The following is a 16062-nucleotide window of genomic DNA, read 5'->3' on the forward strand; positions in this document are numbered from 1 at the left end:
GGTGTGTAACTATGTCGCAGGCGACCGACAGGGATACCCAGGGCTCGCGTGAAGCGATCGTCATTCTGCCCTACACCACCTCGAGCAGATGCGGCGGTCGGCATCGCGGCGATCTCCGCGCTCCGCCGCACACCGAGGCGCTAGCTCGTGACGACGTGTCCCTCATGGCTCAGCAGCCAGCGCTTGCGCTCGAGCCCGCCGGCGTAACCGGTGAGGCGGCCGTTGGCGCCGATCACCCGATGACACGGCACCACTATCGCCAGGGGATTGCGACCATTGGCCGCCCCTACCGCGCGGGTGGCACTGGGGCGGCCGATGGCTTCGGCTTGTGCGGCGTAGGAGCGGATCTCGCCGAAGGCGATGGTGGTTAACGCCTGCCACACGCTGCGCTGGAACTCGGTGCCGGCGGGCGCCAGCGGGAGATCGAAATGAGTGAGTTCGCCGGCGAAGTACGCGTCGAGCTGCTGCGCACAGCGGCCGGTCAGAGTGTTCGGCCTGGCGTCGGCGCAGGCGTCGGTGACGAAGCCGACCCAGGTCAGGCCAGTCTCGCTGGCGCGGATCTCGATCTCGCCCAGTGGCACCCCAGCGGGCGGGGTATAGCGCTGGCACGCCTCGGCGTGATGGGTGAGCGTGCAGGGGGCGACGAAAGACAGCGGTGCGTTCATATCACGGTATCCCACAGTTGTAGCGTGAGGTAGCTGCGCCAGGGCGCGGCACGGGCGGGGTCGAGCGGCTGCGGCTGATGCGCTAGTGCGCGACGCAGGCCGACATCGCCATCGAGCCAGATATCGGGGTCGCTGAGGCCGCGGAAAGCCGCGACCTTGGCGGTCCAGGGGCCGATGCCCTTGAGCCTTTGCCAGCTCGCGGGGTCGTCGCCGAGCTCGCCATTCTGATAGGCGATGGCGAAGCGCTTGAGGGTCTCGCGTCGCGCCCCCGGCAGCCTGAGGAAGGCCAGATCGCTGGCGGCGATCGCCGCTGGCGTGGGAAAACGGCGGCGTTCAGCGGTGTCTTGCTCGCCCAGCTGGTCGACCAGTTGCTGCAGCAGGCGGGTGGCGGCGGCAATCGATATCTGCTGGCCCAGAATCGCACGTACGCCCGCCTCGAACAGATCCCAGACCCCAGGCAGACGCAGCCCCGGTTTCAGTGCGAGCCCCGGCAGCGCCGCGGCGAGATGGCCTTCGATCGTCTGGGTGTCGGCATCCAGATCGAGCAGCCGGCGCAGGCAGTGCACCACTTCGTCGAGGGCGGCGAGATCGCTCAGCGCCAGACTGACGGCGAAGGCGTGGCGCTCGGGCAGGTGTCGCGCGGTGAAATGGCCGGTGACCTCGCCCAGGCGGAAGGTGCGCCCGAAGCACGCCTCATCGATCCACTCCAGCCCGGTGAGCTGGTGCAGAGCGTGGAAGTGGCGTAGGCGTGACCAGGCGTAGGGCGGGCGATAGGTGAGCGTCAGTGTCAGTGGCGCCTGTGGATCGCCGCGCCGGCGGCGCACCGCGCTGGGGGTGAGGTGTAGCTGGCGCTGGAAGGCGTCATTGAAGCGGCGCAGGCTGCCAAAGCCGCTGGCGTAGGCGATATCGGTGATCGGTAGCGCGGTGTCATGGAGCAGTTGCTTGGCGAACAGGCACTGGCGATAGAGCGCATAGGTCTTGGGCGATACCCCCAGATGACGCTGGAACAGCTGGCGTAGATAGCGCTCACCGATGCCCAGACGCTGACACAGCGCGGCCACGCTGCCGCGCTGCAGGCTACCGGCATCGATCAGCGCCAGCGCCCGGCTCAGGGTGGTATGGGTGCCGCGCCAGGCAGGCGAGCGGGGGGCGCTGTCCGGGCGGCAGCGCAAGCAGGGACGGAAACCCGCGGCAGCGGCGGCGATCGCCGAGCCGAAGTAGCGCACGTTCTCCTCGTGCGGGGGCATGACCGGGCAGATCGGACGGCAGTAGATACCGGTGGTGACGACACCGATGAAGAAGCGACCGTCGAAGCGCGCGTCCCGGGCCAGGCGTGCCCGCCGGCACTGCTCGGGGGCGAGCGAGAACGGCGCTCCGAGCTCGCTCGTCTGGGGAGGCGAGGCGTCTAGCCGGGCGGCGTCGGGCAGAGACGTGCTGGCGTCGGTAACGTTGAGTGGAGATGCGTGGTGCATGGATACGAGTCCGGCGAGCCGCAGGTGACCCCAGTGTAGCGCCTGGGAGCGCGCGAACTCGCCGGATTCGGCACCCTAGTAAAACAGCTCTCCTTCAGGGCTCATCCCATACTCGATCGTAGTCCTGCCAGTAGTGCCCCATCTCGCGGTCCTGGGTCAGCCCGTAGAGGGTGTAGCGTCGCGCCAGGCGCGCTCCGCCGTCACGCGTCAGCGGCTGCCAGGCGATGGTGGTGGCGCTGCGGCTCGAGGTATCGAAGAAGGCGTCGAACGGAATCGAGACGTAGAAGCCCTTGTCGAAGCTGCCCTCGCCGTAGTCGTCACCGGCATCGGTGAAGGTCGACCAGGCACCCACGCGGACCCCGGAATCGAACTGGCGCGAGAGATCGAAGGTGACCCCCAGGTCGCCGGCCAGATAGCGCCCCACGCTGACCTGGGCGAGCACGTCCTCGACCCCGGTCTCGATGTAGGCGGTGGCGTGCCCGGTCCAGGTCGAGTAGTCACGCAGGCCGAAGCGCTGGTCGAAGTCGCGCTGCTTGACCCAGTTGAGATCGACGCCGAAGGCGACCGGGCTGTCGAAGGGGCGATAGAGCACCTCGCCGCCGCCGCCGGCGTACATCATCTCCAGCAGGCCGGCGTAGGCCATGCCGTACCAGTTCTCGCCCAGGCGCGCGGTACGCGTGTACTGCAGGTTGTAGATGCCGAGGCTGGTCTGGTCGAGATAGTCGCCGATGTGCGTGCGCACCCGCGGCAGTTTGGAGTCGGCGATATAGTCGTAGCGGTCCAGGTTGTCGAACAGGTTGAGCGCCAGCTGGCCGCTGAACCAGCCGTTGGCGTCGGTGCGGTAGTTGGCATCGAGCTTGGCGTAGAGCTGGTAGAGGAAGCCGTCCGGGCCACCGATGTTCTGGTTGAGACCCGGCGCCAGCTGCCAGTCGAAGCCTGCGAGATCGTCGGTATAGAGCCGCTCCCCATCCGGTGCGCTGTCGTCGGGCTGGGTCAGGGCAGAGGCGTAGAGTCCGTAGTGATACTGCTGATCATAGGCGGCCGAGGCGGCGGCGCGACGAAAGGCGTGGCGGTCGTGAACGTCGTCGCGCAGGCCCATGCCAGCGCTTTGCCAGCGGTAGCGGTAGGTGTCGATGTCGTCGGCGGTGTGGTTGTTGAGGATGCGGTTGGCGCGCCCTTCGCTGACCAGCAGCGAACGGTAGCGGGTGGCTTCCGCCTCGACCACTAGCTCGTCATCGCGCCGGGTGATGCGATGCACGCGCATCCCGGCATTGGCTTGGAGGTCGCGGCTGACCGCCTGCCAGTCGTCAGTGCTGCGCGGCGGCGGCTCGGCCACCGCGACCGGGCGCGGGTCACCGGTCTTGGCCTGGCTCGCGCCGGCCAGATTGGCACTCAGGGTGAGGCCGAGCATGGCGGTGTCGCCACGCTCCCAGCCCGCCGCTAGCGCGAGATTGTCGCTGAGGCGCCAGCGCGCGCCCAGGTTGAACGGCGAGCGCTGACGCTGAGGGTTGTCGAGGGGCTCCGAGCGGTAATCGTTGCCGTCGTACTCGAGCTGCAGCGTCAGCGGCTCCCACGGGGTCTGGTACTCGACCCCGCCGAACACGCCGATATCGCCGCTGAACAGATCGCCGAATTCGAAGTCGCCGGCCTCTTCCGGGTTCTCGCTGCGGCGCGAATCGAAGCGTCCGGAGAGCGCCGAGAGCGGGTTGCCGAGCCCGCCGCCGGCGCCGAGATAGCCCCAGCCCAGGCCCAGGGTGAAGTCGAAGTCGTTCCAGCGCTTGCTCGCCACCAGATATTCGCTGCCGAACAGCCCGGTACCGCCGAAGTCGCGAAAGCCGAGCGCCAGCGCCGGGGTGTAGCGATCTTCCTGATGCAGTCTGAATTTGAAATCGATGCCCTTGTCGAGGTAATCCCGCTCGGCGTCCCCGGAGGCGCGGTAGTCGCGGTTACCGATCGAGGTATAGCGGAAGCCCGCCTCAAGCCAATCCATCGGCTGCACGCTGACCTGATAGCGCGAATAGGGCGAGACGTGGTTGTAGTGCAGCGAGATTTCGCCCAGCGGCGCCATGCGTGCGCTGGGTGTCTGCATCAGGCCGACACCCCCGAAATCGCTCTGGGACGTGCCGAGTTCGGCCACGGCGTGGGGGGCGGTGGCGAGCAGCAAGGGCAGCGAGAGCCCCATGGCGGGGGTCGCGCGGCGTAGCGTGCGGGAACGGCGGGAGGTTGGAAGCATCATGCTCGGAGCGTCGTCAGTCGGTGGCGGTAGTAGCGCCTGAAGCGGCGTCGGGCGTGAAGGTGTGGCAGGTGTCGCCGGGCAGGCGCGTGGCCAGGAAATCGGGCAGGCTGGCATCGACCCAGCGCGCGCTCACTCCATTCAGGGGCAGTTGCAGCACCACGCGGCTACCCGGCACCAGCGTGGCCGATTGGCGATTCCATGCCGCCATGCCCAGCCGACGTATCCCACCACGTGGGTCGACCAGCGCCAGCTGCTCGCTCTGGGCGCGGGCGGACTCGGGCAGCGCCTCCAGCAGCGTCTCGGTGGTCATGCCGGGGCGCCAGTCGAGCCGCGTCACGCCTTGCGGGGTCCACGCTTCGACCCAGTCCGGGGTCTCGCACCAGCCGAGGCGGTCGAGATCGGCCAGTGCCGGCATCTGGCGCGTGTGTGCCATCAGCCAACTGGGATCGACCCGGCCCGGAATACGTCCGGGCGCTTTGGTGGCTAGCGCCCGCGACCACTCATCGAGTCCGCTGGCCAGCGCTGGCTGTCGCTGCAGTCGGGCCTGTAGGGCGAGCCCGTCTAGTTCGGCGCGCAGGCGACGTTGCGTCTGGCGGGTCGAGCTATCGGTGCGCTCGGCACCCACATAGGCGAATGGCCAGTTCACCCGATCGTGGCGCGATAGCGCCGACCACGCCTCCAGCAGTGTCGTTGCCGTAGCCGTTCGGCCCTCGATCTCGATGGTGACGGGGGCCTCGTCGGCCGGCGGCGCGGCCGCGGCATCCAACGCGAGTGCACCCAGCGCCAGCAGGCCCAGCGCAAAGGGGAAAGGGGATCGCATGTGTCGGTCATGTCCCTGACGGTGGATAGGAGCAGCGTGCCGATCCTTCGGCATGTCGTTCACCAGGGGCGGGCGATCTGCCAGGTCAGTGTCGGTGCGTCCGGCCACGGCTGGCCCGCATAAGCCCACAGCCGCCGGTCCTCGGGATCGCGCCATAGCGTCGCCTCGGTGATGGCGCCGCCGGCCCAGTGTGATGTTTCCTGGCAGCGCACCAGCCGGCGCCGTGTCAACAGTAACTCGACGGTTGCCGGTGCCGCGCAATCGAGCGCTACCCGGGCGCTGTCCTGATGCAGATTACCTTCGGCATCCTGCCACTGGCGCTCGATCCGGTAGTGCACTTCGCTGCCAGGCTGACGCCATGGATAGGGCGGTGGCGATGCCTCGTTGGCGTCGAGAATGCGCGTACCCAGCAGCTCGTCGCGCAGCCCGGCGCTGGCCACCGGATAACCATCCTCGAGCGCCAGCGTCGCACCATCGCGGAACTGCCAGTAGGTGGTGCTGGCCTGCTGGCTGGCCAGTACCACCAGCCCGCCGTGGCCGGCCAGGTCCAGTGCCAGCGAGGCGTAGGGCAAATCCGCGGCCTGGGCCGCCAGGTCGGGCCCGCGCAGGCTGGCGACGACGTCACTGGGCGAGCGCTGGCTGCCGATGGTGCAGCCCGACAGCACTAGTGCCATGCCGATGAAGAAGACCGCCCGAGGGCGGCCTTCCCGGCAACGCTGAGCCAATACGCTCATCAACGTGTGCCGGTCGTACCGGTGGTGCCGGTGGTACCGGTACCACCACTTCCATCGCTGCCACCAGCGGCGGCCAGCGCGCCCACCGAAGAGGCGGTCGTGCTGGCGCCCACGGCCGAGGCCGTAGACGCGCTGGCGGCGGTGCCCACGCCGGCTGCGCTGCCCGTAGCGACTTCCTGGGCTGCAGCGAGCGAAGAGACCGCCATGAAGGCGACTGCCAAGATGGCTCGCTTCTTCATAGATAGCTCCTGGTTGAGTGAAAAGTAAAACGAGTGCGATTGACGCCTCGCCCGTGGTCCGAAGACCGAGGACATTCTTGCCAATATTATGCTGCGGGGCAATCGGAACTTGTCAAATATTTGGGGGCTGGAAGTCTGCTAATAGCGAGGCCGTTTAGGCAGGTGATTTCATTATCGAAAGATGACGGTAGTGTGAGGAATAAAATGCGGATTATTGTTGCTGGATCGTAACGATGGGCGCGCTGAGTGCGATCGCAAAGTGGGCTGAATCGTGTCTTTTGGCAATGTTTGAACGTAATTTGTAAAGCGCTAAGCCAACTTGTCAGTGATTGGCGACAACCTTGCCGTTGCGTGCAGGCATGCACCAAAAAGGGCTGTTTCGCGGGAGGGGTTGCGACATTATCACGCCGTGCTGCGAGAGGGAGTACGACCAACGTCCAAGCCGTCTGGCGTGGCTCCTGGCGGGGGCAAGCTATTGAAAATCGGCTGCAATAGGGGGCTGTTCGGTGGCTTTCTCCAGTGCTTATGGGCGAGTGGCGAGCTGCTCGAGTGCTCGGGTGCTGCCTCCAATAGGTGCTTCTCGCAGATAACCTGTCGCTATTTCGTTACAGCTGGCTAACGCGAAGAGCGGTGTCAAATACGCAAGAAAATGATTTTTCACTGGTGTCGTGCAGTCTTGTCGCCTGCTACGTAATTCTAATGTTTCCGAGGTGTGTCGTTTTATGAAGTTGGCACGACTTTGGCATTGCTTGAATGGAAGCGGGTTGCCGCCAAGGATAGCCAAGCTTAAATCGTGCCGACTTGGGCGATTCATCTTGTAGAAAGGCTTCGGGGAATGCCATGACAACCTCGGGGCGGTAGCGTGTTTAAATTTAAATTCGTCGGGTCTGTGTCGTTTTGACCCGTCGTTTTGACCCATTGAGTCAATGTGCATGTGTCGGGCAAAAGGCACGAGTGACGTCGAGCGACAGGGATGGCGCGAATGGCAGAGGCGAGAGGGATGAGACGCAAGAATCGAGAGGTGGGTACGGTCGAAGTCGGGTTGTCGCTAGCTGGGGCGATCAGGTCAGTGGCTGGCAGCGGCCGAGGCCTCGCTGCGTTGCTACTGGTCACCAGCCTTAGCGGCTGTGCTTTCGCCCCGGGCGGTCATATCGGCTATGAGACCGATTCGGCACCCATCGACGATCTGGTCGATGTCGAGCCGATTACGCTGGGGCTGATTCGTACCCAACAGGCCGGCACGGTGGATGCCGCAAAGCCCGATCCGGAAGCGCTGAGCCGCGCGGCCGAAGGCGCTGGAGATACGTCGCCAGCCCCGTCTTATCAGTATCGTGTCGGGGTGGGCGATGTGCTCTCGGTGACCGTCTACGACCACCCCGAGCTGACCATTCCCGCCGGCGGCGAGCGCCCCAGCAGTGAGTCCGGTAGCACCGTCGGCAGCGACGGCACCATCTTCTACCCCTATGTGGGCCGAATGACGGTGGCCGGGCGCACCGTGGACGCGGTGCGCGACGAGCTGCAGCGGCGGCTGACGGCGTACATCGCCTCGCCTCAGGTCGACGTCAAGGTGGCCGGCTTCAACTCTCAGAAGGTCTATGTGACCGGTGAGGTCGACAAGCCCGGTGTCATGCCGGTCACCAACGTGCCGCTGACGCTGCTCGATGCCATCAATCAGGCGGGCGGCATGCGCGAGAGTGCCAACTGGCATGACGTGGTGCTGACCCGTGGCGACGAGATCGAGCATATCGATGTCCACGCCATGCTCCAGGACGGCGACCTCAGCGCCAACCGCCGCCTGCGGGACGGCGATGTGGTGCACGTCCCCGACCTGGGCAACCAGAAGGTGTTCGTGATGGGCGAAGTGGTCGACCCGGTCTCGCTGCCGATGGGCAATTCGCGGCTGTCACTGACCGATGCGCTTTCCCAGGCCGGTGGTATGAACGAGGCCGAAGCCGATGCCAAGGGTATCTTCGTGATCCGCCAGGCGCCGGCCGCCAGCGGCAAGCTGGCGACGGTCTATCAGCTCGATGCGCGCAATGCCACGGCGCTGGTGTTGGGCACCCAGTTCATGCTCCAGCCCACCGATATCGTCTATGTCACTGCGGCGCCGTTGAGCCGTTGGAACCGGGTGATCAATCAGCTTACCCCGACCATTACCTCGGTCTACCAGGTGACCCGGGCCACGCGTGATTTCGATGAACTCAGGGACGGTAATTGATCGATGTTTCAGCGCATTCTGGTGGTCTGTATCGGCAACGTATGCCGTAGTCCGGTGGCCGCGGCGCTGCTGCGCCAGCGCTTCCCTGGGCGCCGGATCGAGTCCGCAGGTCTGGGCGCACTGGTCGGCCAGGACGTCGATCCTCGCGCCCGATTGCTGGCGGAGCGCAACGGTCTGACCCTCGACGCCCACGTCGCGCGCCAGCTCGATGCCGACATGCTCAAGGACGCCGAGCTGATCCTGGTCATGAGCGAAGGGCAGCGCCGGGCGGTCACCGAGCGCGACCCGGCCGCGACGGGCAAGACGCTGCTGTTCGGGCGCTGGCTCGCCGAGCCCGAGATCCCCGATCCCTACCACAAGAGCGAGAGTGCCTTCGCGCACGTCCACGGTCTGTTGGTGAGCGCTGCCGACGGCTGGATCGGCAAGCTGCCGGAACGATGAAAGGATGCAAGGACCCACGATGACTCACGCCTCGAACGCTCAGTCGGGCACTCAAGCCCCGACGCCCTCCGCGAGCGCGCCGCGCAGCCACGAAGAGATCGATATCCGGCGTCTGTTCGGGATTCTGGTCGATCACAAGAAGTGGGTGCTGGCGAGCGTCGCCGCCTTCGCCCTGCTGGGGCTTGTCTATGTCAGCGTGGCGACTCCGATCTATCGCGCCGATGCGCTGGTACAGATCGAGAGTTCCTCACCCGGCAGCAATCCGCTCAAGGAGGTATCGACGCTGCTGGGCCAGGAGCCGCCGACGCTGTCGGAGATCGAGATCATCCAGTCGCGCATGGTCCTTGGACGTGCAGTGGATCTGCTCAATCTCGATATCTCCGTGGCCCCGGTGACGCTGCCGGTGATCGGTGGGCTGCTCGAGCGCCAGCATGTCTCTCGGCCCGGTTTCGCCGCCGGCTGGCACTACGCCTTCAGCGGTGAGTCTATCGCGGTCAGCGAGATGCCGGTGGCCGATGCCTATGAGGGGCAGCCGTTCCGCCTGCGGGTTATCGACAGCTATCACTATCGCCTGTTCGATGCCGACGGCAACGACCTGGGCGAAGGCAAGCTGGGCGAACTGAGCAACTTCGCCGACGGCGGGGTGGCGCTGCGGGTGACCTCGATCGACGCCGGCGCCGGCGCCACCTTCGAGCTGCGCCACGGCTCGCGTCTCGCCGCCATCAATGCCCTGCGCGGGCGCCTGACGGTGGCCGAGGCGGGCAGCGAGACCGGCATCCTGAGCTGGAGCCTTACCGGGCCCGACCCGCAGGAGACCGAGAAGACCCTCAACACCATTGCCGATATTTATTACTCGCAGAACGTTCAGCGCCAGTCCGAGGAGGCCCGTAAGAGCCTCGAGTTTCTCGATGGCCAGGTGCCCAAGATCCGCGCCCAGGTCGATCGCGCGGAGGAGAAGCTCAATCGCTATCGCGAGTCCCAGGACAGTGTCGATCTGTCGCTGGAGACCAAGTCGGTGCTCGACCGTCTGGTCAATCTGGAGGCTCAGCTCAACGAGCTGGATATGAACGAGGCCGAGATTGCCCAGCGCTTCACCAAGAGCCATCCGACCTATCAGGCGTTGCTCGAGAAGAAGGCCCAGCTCCAGCGTGAGCGCGCCAATCTCGACCAGCAGATCAAGGCGATGCCCAAGACCCAGCAGGAAATCCTGCGTCTCAAGCGTGATGCCGAGGTCAACAACGAGATCTACGTGCAACTGCTCAACAAGGTGCAGGAGACGCGGATCGCCGAGGCCAGTACCGTGGGCAACGTTCGCGTGCTCGACTCGGCCCAGGTCTTGGCAACCCCGGTAGCACCCAACAAGCCGCTGCTGCTGGCGGTGGCGGTGATCGTCGGCCTGATCGTCGGCGTCGCCGGGGTGTTCCTGCGCGCGCTCTTCAATCGCGGTATCGAGACCCAGGAGCAGATCGAAGAGACCGGCCTGGCGGTCTATGCGACGGTGCCGCTGTCGGACGAGCAGCGCAAGCTCAATCGCCGCGAGCAGCGCGGGCGCCGTGGCACGCGCCGCGACCCGCGCTACCCGCAGGGGCTTTTGTCGCTGCGCAATCCGGCGGACGTCACGGTCGAGGCCCTGCGCGGCTTGCGCACCAGTCTGCACTTCGCGATGCTCGAAGCGAGCGATAACCGCCTGATGATCACCGGCCCCAGCCCCGGCGTGGGCAAGAGCTTCGTCAGCGTCAATCTGGCGGCTGTCTGCGCCCAAGCCGGACAGCGCGTGCTGGTGATCGACGCCGACATGCGCAAGGGGCAGGTGCACAGCGTCTTCGGCGCGACCTCGGAGTCGGGGCTGAGCGACGTGCTCGGTGGCCGGCTGACGCTGGATGAAGTGATCCGCGACGTCGATGAGTGCGAAGGGCTCCACTACGTTGCTCGGGGTATGGCACCGCCCAACCCCTCGGAGCTGCTGATGGGGTCGCGCTTCAGTGCCTTCCTCGCTGCGGCGAGTGAACGCTTCGACCTGGTGATCGTCGACTCGCCGCCGATTCTGGCGGTCACCGATGCTGCGATCATTGGCAAGCAGGTCGGCACCTCGCTGATGCTGGTGCGCTTCGAGCGCAATCCGGTCAAGGAGCTGGAGCTGGCGATCGCTCGCCTGCGCACCGCCGGGGTCGAACCGCGCGGCGCCATCCTCAACGCGGTCGAGCGCAAGGCGTCAACCGCCTATGGCTACGGCTACTACCACTACAACTATCAGTGATCCCGCGAGCCGCCATGAAACCCACCACCGTCGATGTCGCCGGAGCTCGGAGCCTGTCTCGTCCGGCGCGGACAAAGGCTGCGAGGGCATATCCATGACGCCTGCGTTCGCGGTGATCCGCACCCGGCTGCGCGGTGAGCTCGTGGTCAACCTCTGCCGCACCTTCGCTGCGCGCGGTGTGGCCGCTCTGGGCACGGTGATGCTCGGGGTGGTGCTGGGCCGTCTCTATGGAGCCCAGGGGGTGGGGCTGTTCGCGCTGGCGCAGAGCTTGATATTCGGTGCCGGCATCATCGCCTGCTATGGCCTCAACGGCTCGCTGATGCGCTATGTCAGCCAGGATAGCGACAGCCCGAATGTACGCCGCTATCTGCGTTGGGCGCTGCTGCGGGCACTCATGCTGAGTGTGCTCTTCGCCGTGGCGATCTGGCTGTTGCGCGCACCGATCGCCAACGTCTTCGCCGCACCCACCCTGGGTGAGATGCTGCCGGCGATCGCCGTGGCCACGCCTGCCTTCACGCTCTCGTTCGTGCTCGCCGGATTCCTCAAGGGCGCCAATATGCCGGCGCGTGCCAGCCTGCAGGAGAATGGCGCCATCTCGCTGTGGGCGGCGATCGCCATTCTCACGCTGGTGCTCGTCGGCGAGAGCCGTTCGCTGGTGCTGGCCAGTTGGGCCTTCTGCGCTGCCGCCTGGCTGGTCTTTGCCCAGGGCGCGCTGCACACCCTGCGCTGGTTGCGTCGGCATGCCTCGGTGGTCGGCGGTGCGCCGGACCTGGCTACGCTGGCCAGCAAGGGCGCCTTCTTTGCCACCGCGCAGAGCTTCATCATGCTCAATCTGTCGATGTTCCTGCAGCAGGTGCTGGGGATGTTCATCGCCGGTGCGCTGTTGAGCCACGTCGACCTGGGGTTGTTCAAGTCGGCGGAGCGGGTGGGCATGATCATCAGCTTCATCCTGCTGGTGATCAATGCGGTCTTCCCGCCGCGTTTCTCGCGGCTCTATCACCAGGGCGACCACCGAGGGCTGGCGCGGTTGGCACGCCAGAGCACGCGTGTGGCTACGGCCATGGCGCTGCCGCTGGCGCTACTCTGCCTGCTCTTTCCGACCTGGGTGCTGGGCTGGTTCGGGCCCGAATTCGGCGCCGCAGCATCGCTTCTACGCATCATCGCCATCGGCCATCTGGTCAATGTCGCAACCGGGTCGGTGGCTTTCCTGCTGACCATGACCGGGCGCGAGCGGCTGATGCGCAACATCTCGCTGATCTGCGCCACCCTGGGACTGATCGCCTTTCTGGTGCTGATCCCGCTGCTGGGTGCGCTGGGGGCGGCGCTGTCGCTGGCGCTGGTGCTCTCGTTGCAGAACGTCGTCGCGGCGATCTTCGTCTGGCGCGACATGGGCATCGTCATGCTGCCGTTGACGGTGCCTGGGCGTGCGGCGACCGCTGACACGCCGCGCCGCCACACCCGTACTTGATCAAGATCCATACGTGAGTGAGTAAGACAAGGAGTCTTTCGAGCATGTGCCGATACCCACACGCGACAGGCAGGGCGACGGAATCGCCCGTTTCCTCGTCCGTCGGTGCCTCCGACATTGCCACCGATACCGCCTCGGCGACCGCGACCGAGGCGCCCGAGAATAGTCGCGATGCGTCAGCATGTTTGCCGTTGGCGGCACTGCTGCAGGCGGTGCACGCCGCCGGCGAGCGGGTCATGGCGATCTATCGCGGCGACGCCGAGGTCACCTGGAAGGCCGACGACTCGCCGCTGACAGCGGCCGATCTGGCCGCTCACGAGGCGCTGGTACAGGCGCTCGAACGGCTCGCACCGGGGTATCCGGTGGTCTCGGAAGAGGCTGCCGACGTCACGTTCGAGACCCGTCGCGGCTGGTCGCGCTACTGGCTGGTCGACCCGCTCGACGGCACCAAGGAGTTTCTCAAGCAAAACGGTGAGTTCACCCTCAACGTGGCGCTGATCGAGGCCGGGGTGCCGGTGTTTGGCATCGTTCACGCCCCGGCGCTGCCGGCCGGGCCCACCACCTGGTGGGGCGGCGAAGAGGGCGCCTTCAAGCAGGTCGGAGCGGGCGTGGTCGAGCAGATCCGCGTGCGTGCTTTGCCCGATCCGGCGGCCGAACCCTGGGTGGTGGTGGGCAGCCGCTCCCACGCCGCCGAGGCGCTCGAGGCCTTCTGTGACGGGCTGCCGGCACATCGCCTCACCAGCCTCGGCAGCTCGCTCAAGCTCTGCCTGGTGGCGGAGGGGAGCGCCGATCTCTACCCGCGGCTGGCCCCGACCTGCGAGTGGGACACCGCCGCCGCCCAGGCAGTGGTGCTGGCGGCGGGGGGCGAGGTGCTCGAGGCCGAGACGCTGGCGCCGTTGCGCTGCACCCAGGGCGAGAGCTACCTCAATCCTGCCTTCATCGTCTGCGCACAGCGCGATGAGCGCTGGGAAAGCGCGCTGCAGCGCGCACTGTGACCGTGGCGTGTGCCGCCGCTCGCGATGGCGCGAGTGCCGGCACGCGCGGATAGGGACATCAAACCGTACGGAAACCCTCATGCTGGAAATCACACCGGAACGTCAAACCCACCTCAAGCAGCTCGAGGCGGAGTCGATGCACATCATCCGTGAGGTCGCGGCCGAGTTCCGCAACCCGGTGATGCTCTACTCGATCGGCAAGGACTCCTCGGTGATGCTGCATCTGGCGCGCAAGGCGTTCTATCCGGGGACGCCGCCGTTTCCGCTGATGCACGTCAACACCACCTGGAAGTTCAAGGAGATGATCGAGTTCCGCGACCGCATGGCGGCCAGCGTGGGCATGGAGCTGATCGAACATATCAACGAGGAGGGACGCGCCGCCGGCATCAACCCCTTCGATCACGGTAGCGCCAAGTACACCGACATCATGAAGACCCAGTCGCTGAAGATGGCGCTGGACAAGTACGGCTTCGATGCCGCCTTCGGCGGTGCGCGGCGCGATGAAGAAGCGTCCCGGGCCAAGGAGCGGGTCTACTCCTTCCGCGACAAGCACCACCGCTGGGACCCCAAGAACCAGCGCCCGGAGCTGTGGCGGCTCTACAACGGCAAGGTCAACCAGGGCGAGTCGATCCGCGTCTTCCCGCTCTCCAACTGGACCGAGCTGGATATCTGGCAGTACATCTACCTCGAATCGATCCCCATCGTGCCGCTCTACTTTGCCGCGCCGCGCCCGGTGGTCGAGCGTGACGGCATGCAGGTGATGGTCGACGACGAGCGCCTGCCACTGGCACCGGGTGAAGTGCCGGAAGAGAAGTGGGTGCGTTTTCGCACCCTCGGCTGCTACCCGCTCACCGGGGCGGTGGAGTCGCGGGCGGCGACGCTGCCCGAGATCATCCAGGAGATGCTGCTGACCCGCACCAGCGAGCGCTCGGGCCGGGCCATCGACCGCGATCAAGCTGGCTCGATGGAGAAGAAGAAACGCGAGGGGTATTTTTAAATGTCACATCAGTCTTCGCTCATCGCCGACAACATCGAGCAGTACCTGCACGAGCACGAGAACAAGGACCTGCTGCGCTTCATCACCTGCGGCAGCGTCGATGACGGCAAGTCAACCCTGATTGGGCGCCTGCTGCACGACTCCAAGATGATCTACGAAGATCAGCTTGCCGCCATCACCCGCGACTCCAAGACCAGCGGCACCACCGGTGACAAGGTCGACCTGGCGCTGCTGGTCGACGGCCTGCAGTCGGAGCGCGAACAGGGCATCACCATCGATGTCGCTTACCGCTTCTTCTCCACCGACAAGCGCAAGTTCATCATCGCCGACACCCCGGGGCACGAGCAGTACACCCGCAACATGGCCACCGGTGCCTCCACCGCTAGCCTCGCGGTGATCCTGATCGACGCCCGCCACGGGGTGCAGACGCAGACCCGCCGGCACAGCTTCATCGCCGACCTGCTGGGTATCCAGCACCTGGTGATCGCGGTCAACAAGATGGATCTGGTCGACTACGCCGAAGCGCGCTTCGACGAGATCGTCGCCGAGTATCGCGCCTTCGCCGAGAAGCTCGACGCCCGCGATATCCGCTTCGTGCCGCTCTCGGCGCTGGAGGGCGACAACGTCGTCAACCCCAGCGAGCAGATGGATTGGTACGCCGGTCCGCCGTTGCTCGAGTTGCTGGAGACGGTCGAGATCGCCCACGACGCCAACCTCTCCGATCTGCGCCTGCCGGTGCAGTACGTCAACCGCCCGCACCTCGACTTCCGCGGCTACTGCGGCACGCTCGAAGCCGGCATCCTGCGCCCCGGTCAGGCGATCAAGGCGCTGCCCTCGGGCAAGCGCTCGCGGGTGGCGCGCATCGTCACCTTCGACGGCGACCTCGAAGAGGCGTATCCCGGGCAGGCGGTGACGGTGACCCTGGAAGACGAGATCGACCTTTCCCGCGGTGACTGGCTGGTGGCAGCGGATGCCGAGGTGACCCAGGCCAGCGCGCTGGAGGCCGACATCGTGTGGATGCACGAGAACGCCCTCGAACCCGGTCGGCTCTACGACTTCAAGCTGGGCACCCAGGAAGTGGCCGGGCGAGTGGCCGAGATCGACTATCAGATCGACGTCAACAGCCTGGCGCAGCTGCCGGCGGAGCAGCTGGCGCTCAACGCCATCGGGCGCTGCCGGGTGGAGCTGACCGCGAGCGTGCCGCTGGACGACTACCGGCGCAGCCCGGGGACCGGCAGCTTCGTGGTGATCGACCGGCTGAGCAACGTCACCGTGGGCGCGGGGCTGATCCGCGGCGCGGCGGCGGGCCGCGAGGTGAGCGGCGAGGTCGACTGGCAGGCCTTCGAGGTCGAGTTCAACGCGCTGATCCGCAAGCACTTCCCGCACTGGGAAGCCAAGGACTTGCGCACCGTGCTGCGCGGCATCGGCGACTGAAGCGCGCCGCGACACCGCTAAACCCCACCGCTATGCCAAGCCTCCGGCGCGTCGCCAGACGCCGCCGGAGCGCCTCGATTCACTGC

13 protein-coding genes are annotated in these 16062 nt (G+C 66.2%); 7 read left to right on the forward strand and 6 right to left on the reverse strand.

Annotated elements, in window-relative coordinates; all coding sequences use genetic code 11:
* Nucleotides 1-140: 140 nt before the first annotated feature.
* The 6 genes from QO259_RS07910 to QO259_RS07935 all read right to left on the reverse strand — a co-directional run bounded on the left by QO259_RS07910 (nt 141) and on the right by QO259_RS07935 (nt 6166).
* Complete coding sequence (locus QO259_RS07910; protein WP_285952416.1) at nt 141-665, reverse strand: methylated-DNA--[protein]-cysteine S-methyltransferase; 525 nt, start codon at nt 663-665, stop codon at nt 141-143.
* Nucleotides 662-2137: an AlkA N-terminal domain-containing protein gene (locus QO259_RS07915; protein ID WP_285952417.1), complete on the reverse strand. Its 1476-nt coding sequence runs from the start codon at nt 2135-2137 to the stop codon at nt 662-664. The genes QO259_RS07910 and QO259_RS07915 overlap by 4 nt, the downstream gene beginning before the upstream one ends.
* A 94-nt stretch (nt 2138-2231) precedes the next feature.
* Nucleotides 2232-4373: a YjbH domain-containing protein gene (locus QO259_RS07920; protein WP_285952418.1), complete on the reverse strand. Its 2142-nt coding sequence runs from the start codon at nt 4371-4373 to the stop codon at nt 2232-2234.
* 13 nt (nt 4374-4386) lie between these two features.
* The gene (locus tag QO259_RS07925) at nt 4387-5193 is read right to left on the reverse strand and encodes a capsule biosynthesis GfcC family protein (RefSeq protein ID WP_285952419.1); all 807 of its coding nucleotides are present in this window, start codon (nt 5191-5193) and stop codon (nt 4387-4389) included.
* Nucleotides 5194-5252: 59 nt separating this feature from the next.
* Nucleotides 5253-5867: a YjbF family lipoprotein gene (locus QO259_RS07930; RefSeq protein ID WP_285952420.1), complete on the reverse strand. Its 615-nt coding sequence runs from the start codon at nt 5865-5867 to the stop codon at nt 5253-5255.
* 59 nt (nt 5868-5926) lie between these two features.
* The gene (locus tag QO259_RS07935) at nt 5927-6166 is read right to left on the reverse strand and encodes a hypothetical protein (protein WP_081918900.1); all 240 of its coding nucleotides are present in this window, start codon (nt 6164-6166) and stop codon (nt 5927-5929) included.
* Nucleotides 6167-7265: 1099 nt separating this feature from the next.
* Between QO259_RS07935 and QO259_RS07940 the strand changes: the two genes are divergently transcribed.
* The 7 genes from QO259_RS07940 (at nt 7266) to cysN (ending at nt 15976) form a co-directional block, all read left to right on the forward strand.
* Entirely contained in the window at nt 7266-8384 is a 1119-nt protein-coding gene (locus tag QO259_RS07940; protein WP_285952421.1) for a polysaccharide export protein, read from the forward strand.
* A 3-nt stretch (nt 8385-8387) separates the two neighbouring features.
* Nucleotides 8388-8825, forward strand: coding sequence for a low molecular weight protein-tyrosine-phosphatase (locus QO259_RS07945; protein WP_207037210.1), 438 nt, complete (start codon nt 8388-8390; stop codon nt 8823-8825).
* A 19-nt stretch (nt 8826-8844) separates the two neighbouring features.
* On the forward strand, nt 8845-11082 hold the full coding sequence (locus tag QO259_RS07950; RefSeq protein ID WP_285952422.1) for a polysaccharide biosynthesis tyrosine autokinase: 2238 nt from the start codon (nt 8845-8847) through the stop codon (nt 11080-11082).
* Nucleotides 11083-11176: 94 nt separating this feature from the next.
* A complete protein-coding gene (locus QO259_RS07955; RefSeq protein WP_285952423.1) occupies nt 11177-12550 on the forward strand; it encodes an oligosaccharide flippase family protein in 1374 nt (457 codons plus the stop codon).
* A gap of 191 nt (nt 12551-12741) precedes the next feature.
* Nucleotides 12742-13545 (forward strand): 3'(2'),5'-bisphosphate nucleotidase CysQ, encoded by an 804-nt coding sequence (cysQ, locus tag QO259_RS07960; RefSeq protein ID WP_285952424.1) that lies wholly within the window; start codon nt 12742-12744, stop codon nt 13543-13545.
* Between the two features lie 79 nt (nt 13546-13624).
* Nucleotides 13625-14542 (forward strand): sulfate adenylyltransferase subunit CysD, encoded by a 918-nt coding sequence (gene cysD / locus QO259_RS07965; protein ID WP_035469326.1) that lies wholly within the window; start codon nt 13625-13627, stop codon nt 14540-14542.
* Nucleotides 14543-15976 (forward strand): sulfate adenylyltransferase subunit CysN, encoded by a 1434-nt coding sequence (gene cysN / locus QO259_RS07970; RefSeq protein ID WP_285952425.1) that lies wholly within the window; start codon nt 14543-14545, stop codon nt 15974-15976.
* Nucleotides 15977-16062: the final 86 nt, after the last annotated feature.

It is taken from the genome of Salinicola sp. JS01, assembly GCF_030284585.1.
Taxonomy (GTDB): Bacteria; Pseudomonadota; Gammaproteobacteria; order Pseudomonadales; family Halomonadaceae; genus Salinicola.

Coding starts and splice junctions, on each gene's coding strand:
- QO259_RS07910 (WP_285952416.1), bottom strand. CDS start 665: ATGAACGCACCGCTGTCTTTCGTCGCCCCCTGCACGCTCACCCATCAC.
- QO259_RS07915 (WP_285952417.1), bottom strand. CDS start 2,137: ATGCACCACGCATCTCCACTCAACGTTACCGACGCCAGCACGTCTCTG.
- QO259_RS07920 (WP_285952418.1), bottom strand. CDS start 4,373: ATGATGCTTCCAACCTCCCGCCGTTCCCGCACGCTACGCCGCGCGACC.
- QO259_RS07925 (WP_285952419.1), bottom strand. CDS start 5,193: ATGCGATCCCCTTTCCCCTTTGCGCTGGGCCTGCTGGCGCTGGGTGCA.
- QO259_RS07930 (WP_285952420.1), bottom strand. CDS start 5,867: ATGGCACTAGTGCTGTCGGGCTGCACCATCGGCAGCCAGCGCTCGCCC.
- QO259_RS07935 (WP_081918900.1), bottom strand. CDS start 6,166: ATGAAGAAGCGAGCCATCTTGGCAGTCGCCTTCATGGCGGTCTCTTCG.
- QO259_RS07945 (WP_207037210.1), top strand. CDS start 8,388: ATGTTTCAGCGCATTCTGGTGGTCTGTATCGGCAACGTATGCCGTAGT.
- QO259_RS07950 (WP_285952422.1), top strand. CDS start 8,845: ATGACTCACGCCTCGAACGCTCAGTCGGGCACTCAAGCCCCGACGCCC.
- QO259_RS07955 (WP_285952423.1), top strand. CDS start 11,177: ATGACGCCTGCGTTCGCGGTGATCCGCACCCGGCTGCGCGGTGAGCTC.
- cysD (WP_035469326.1), top strand. CDS start 13,625: ATGCTGGAAATCACACCGGAACGTCAAACCCACCTCAAGCAGCTCGAG.
- cysN (WP_285952425.1), top strand. CDS start 14,543: ATGTCACATCAGTCTTCGCTCATCGCCGACAACATCGAGCAGTACCTG.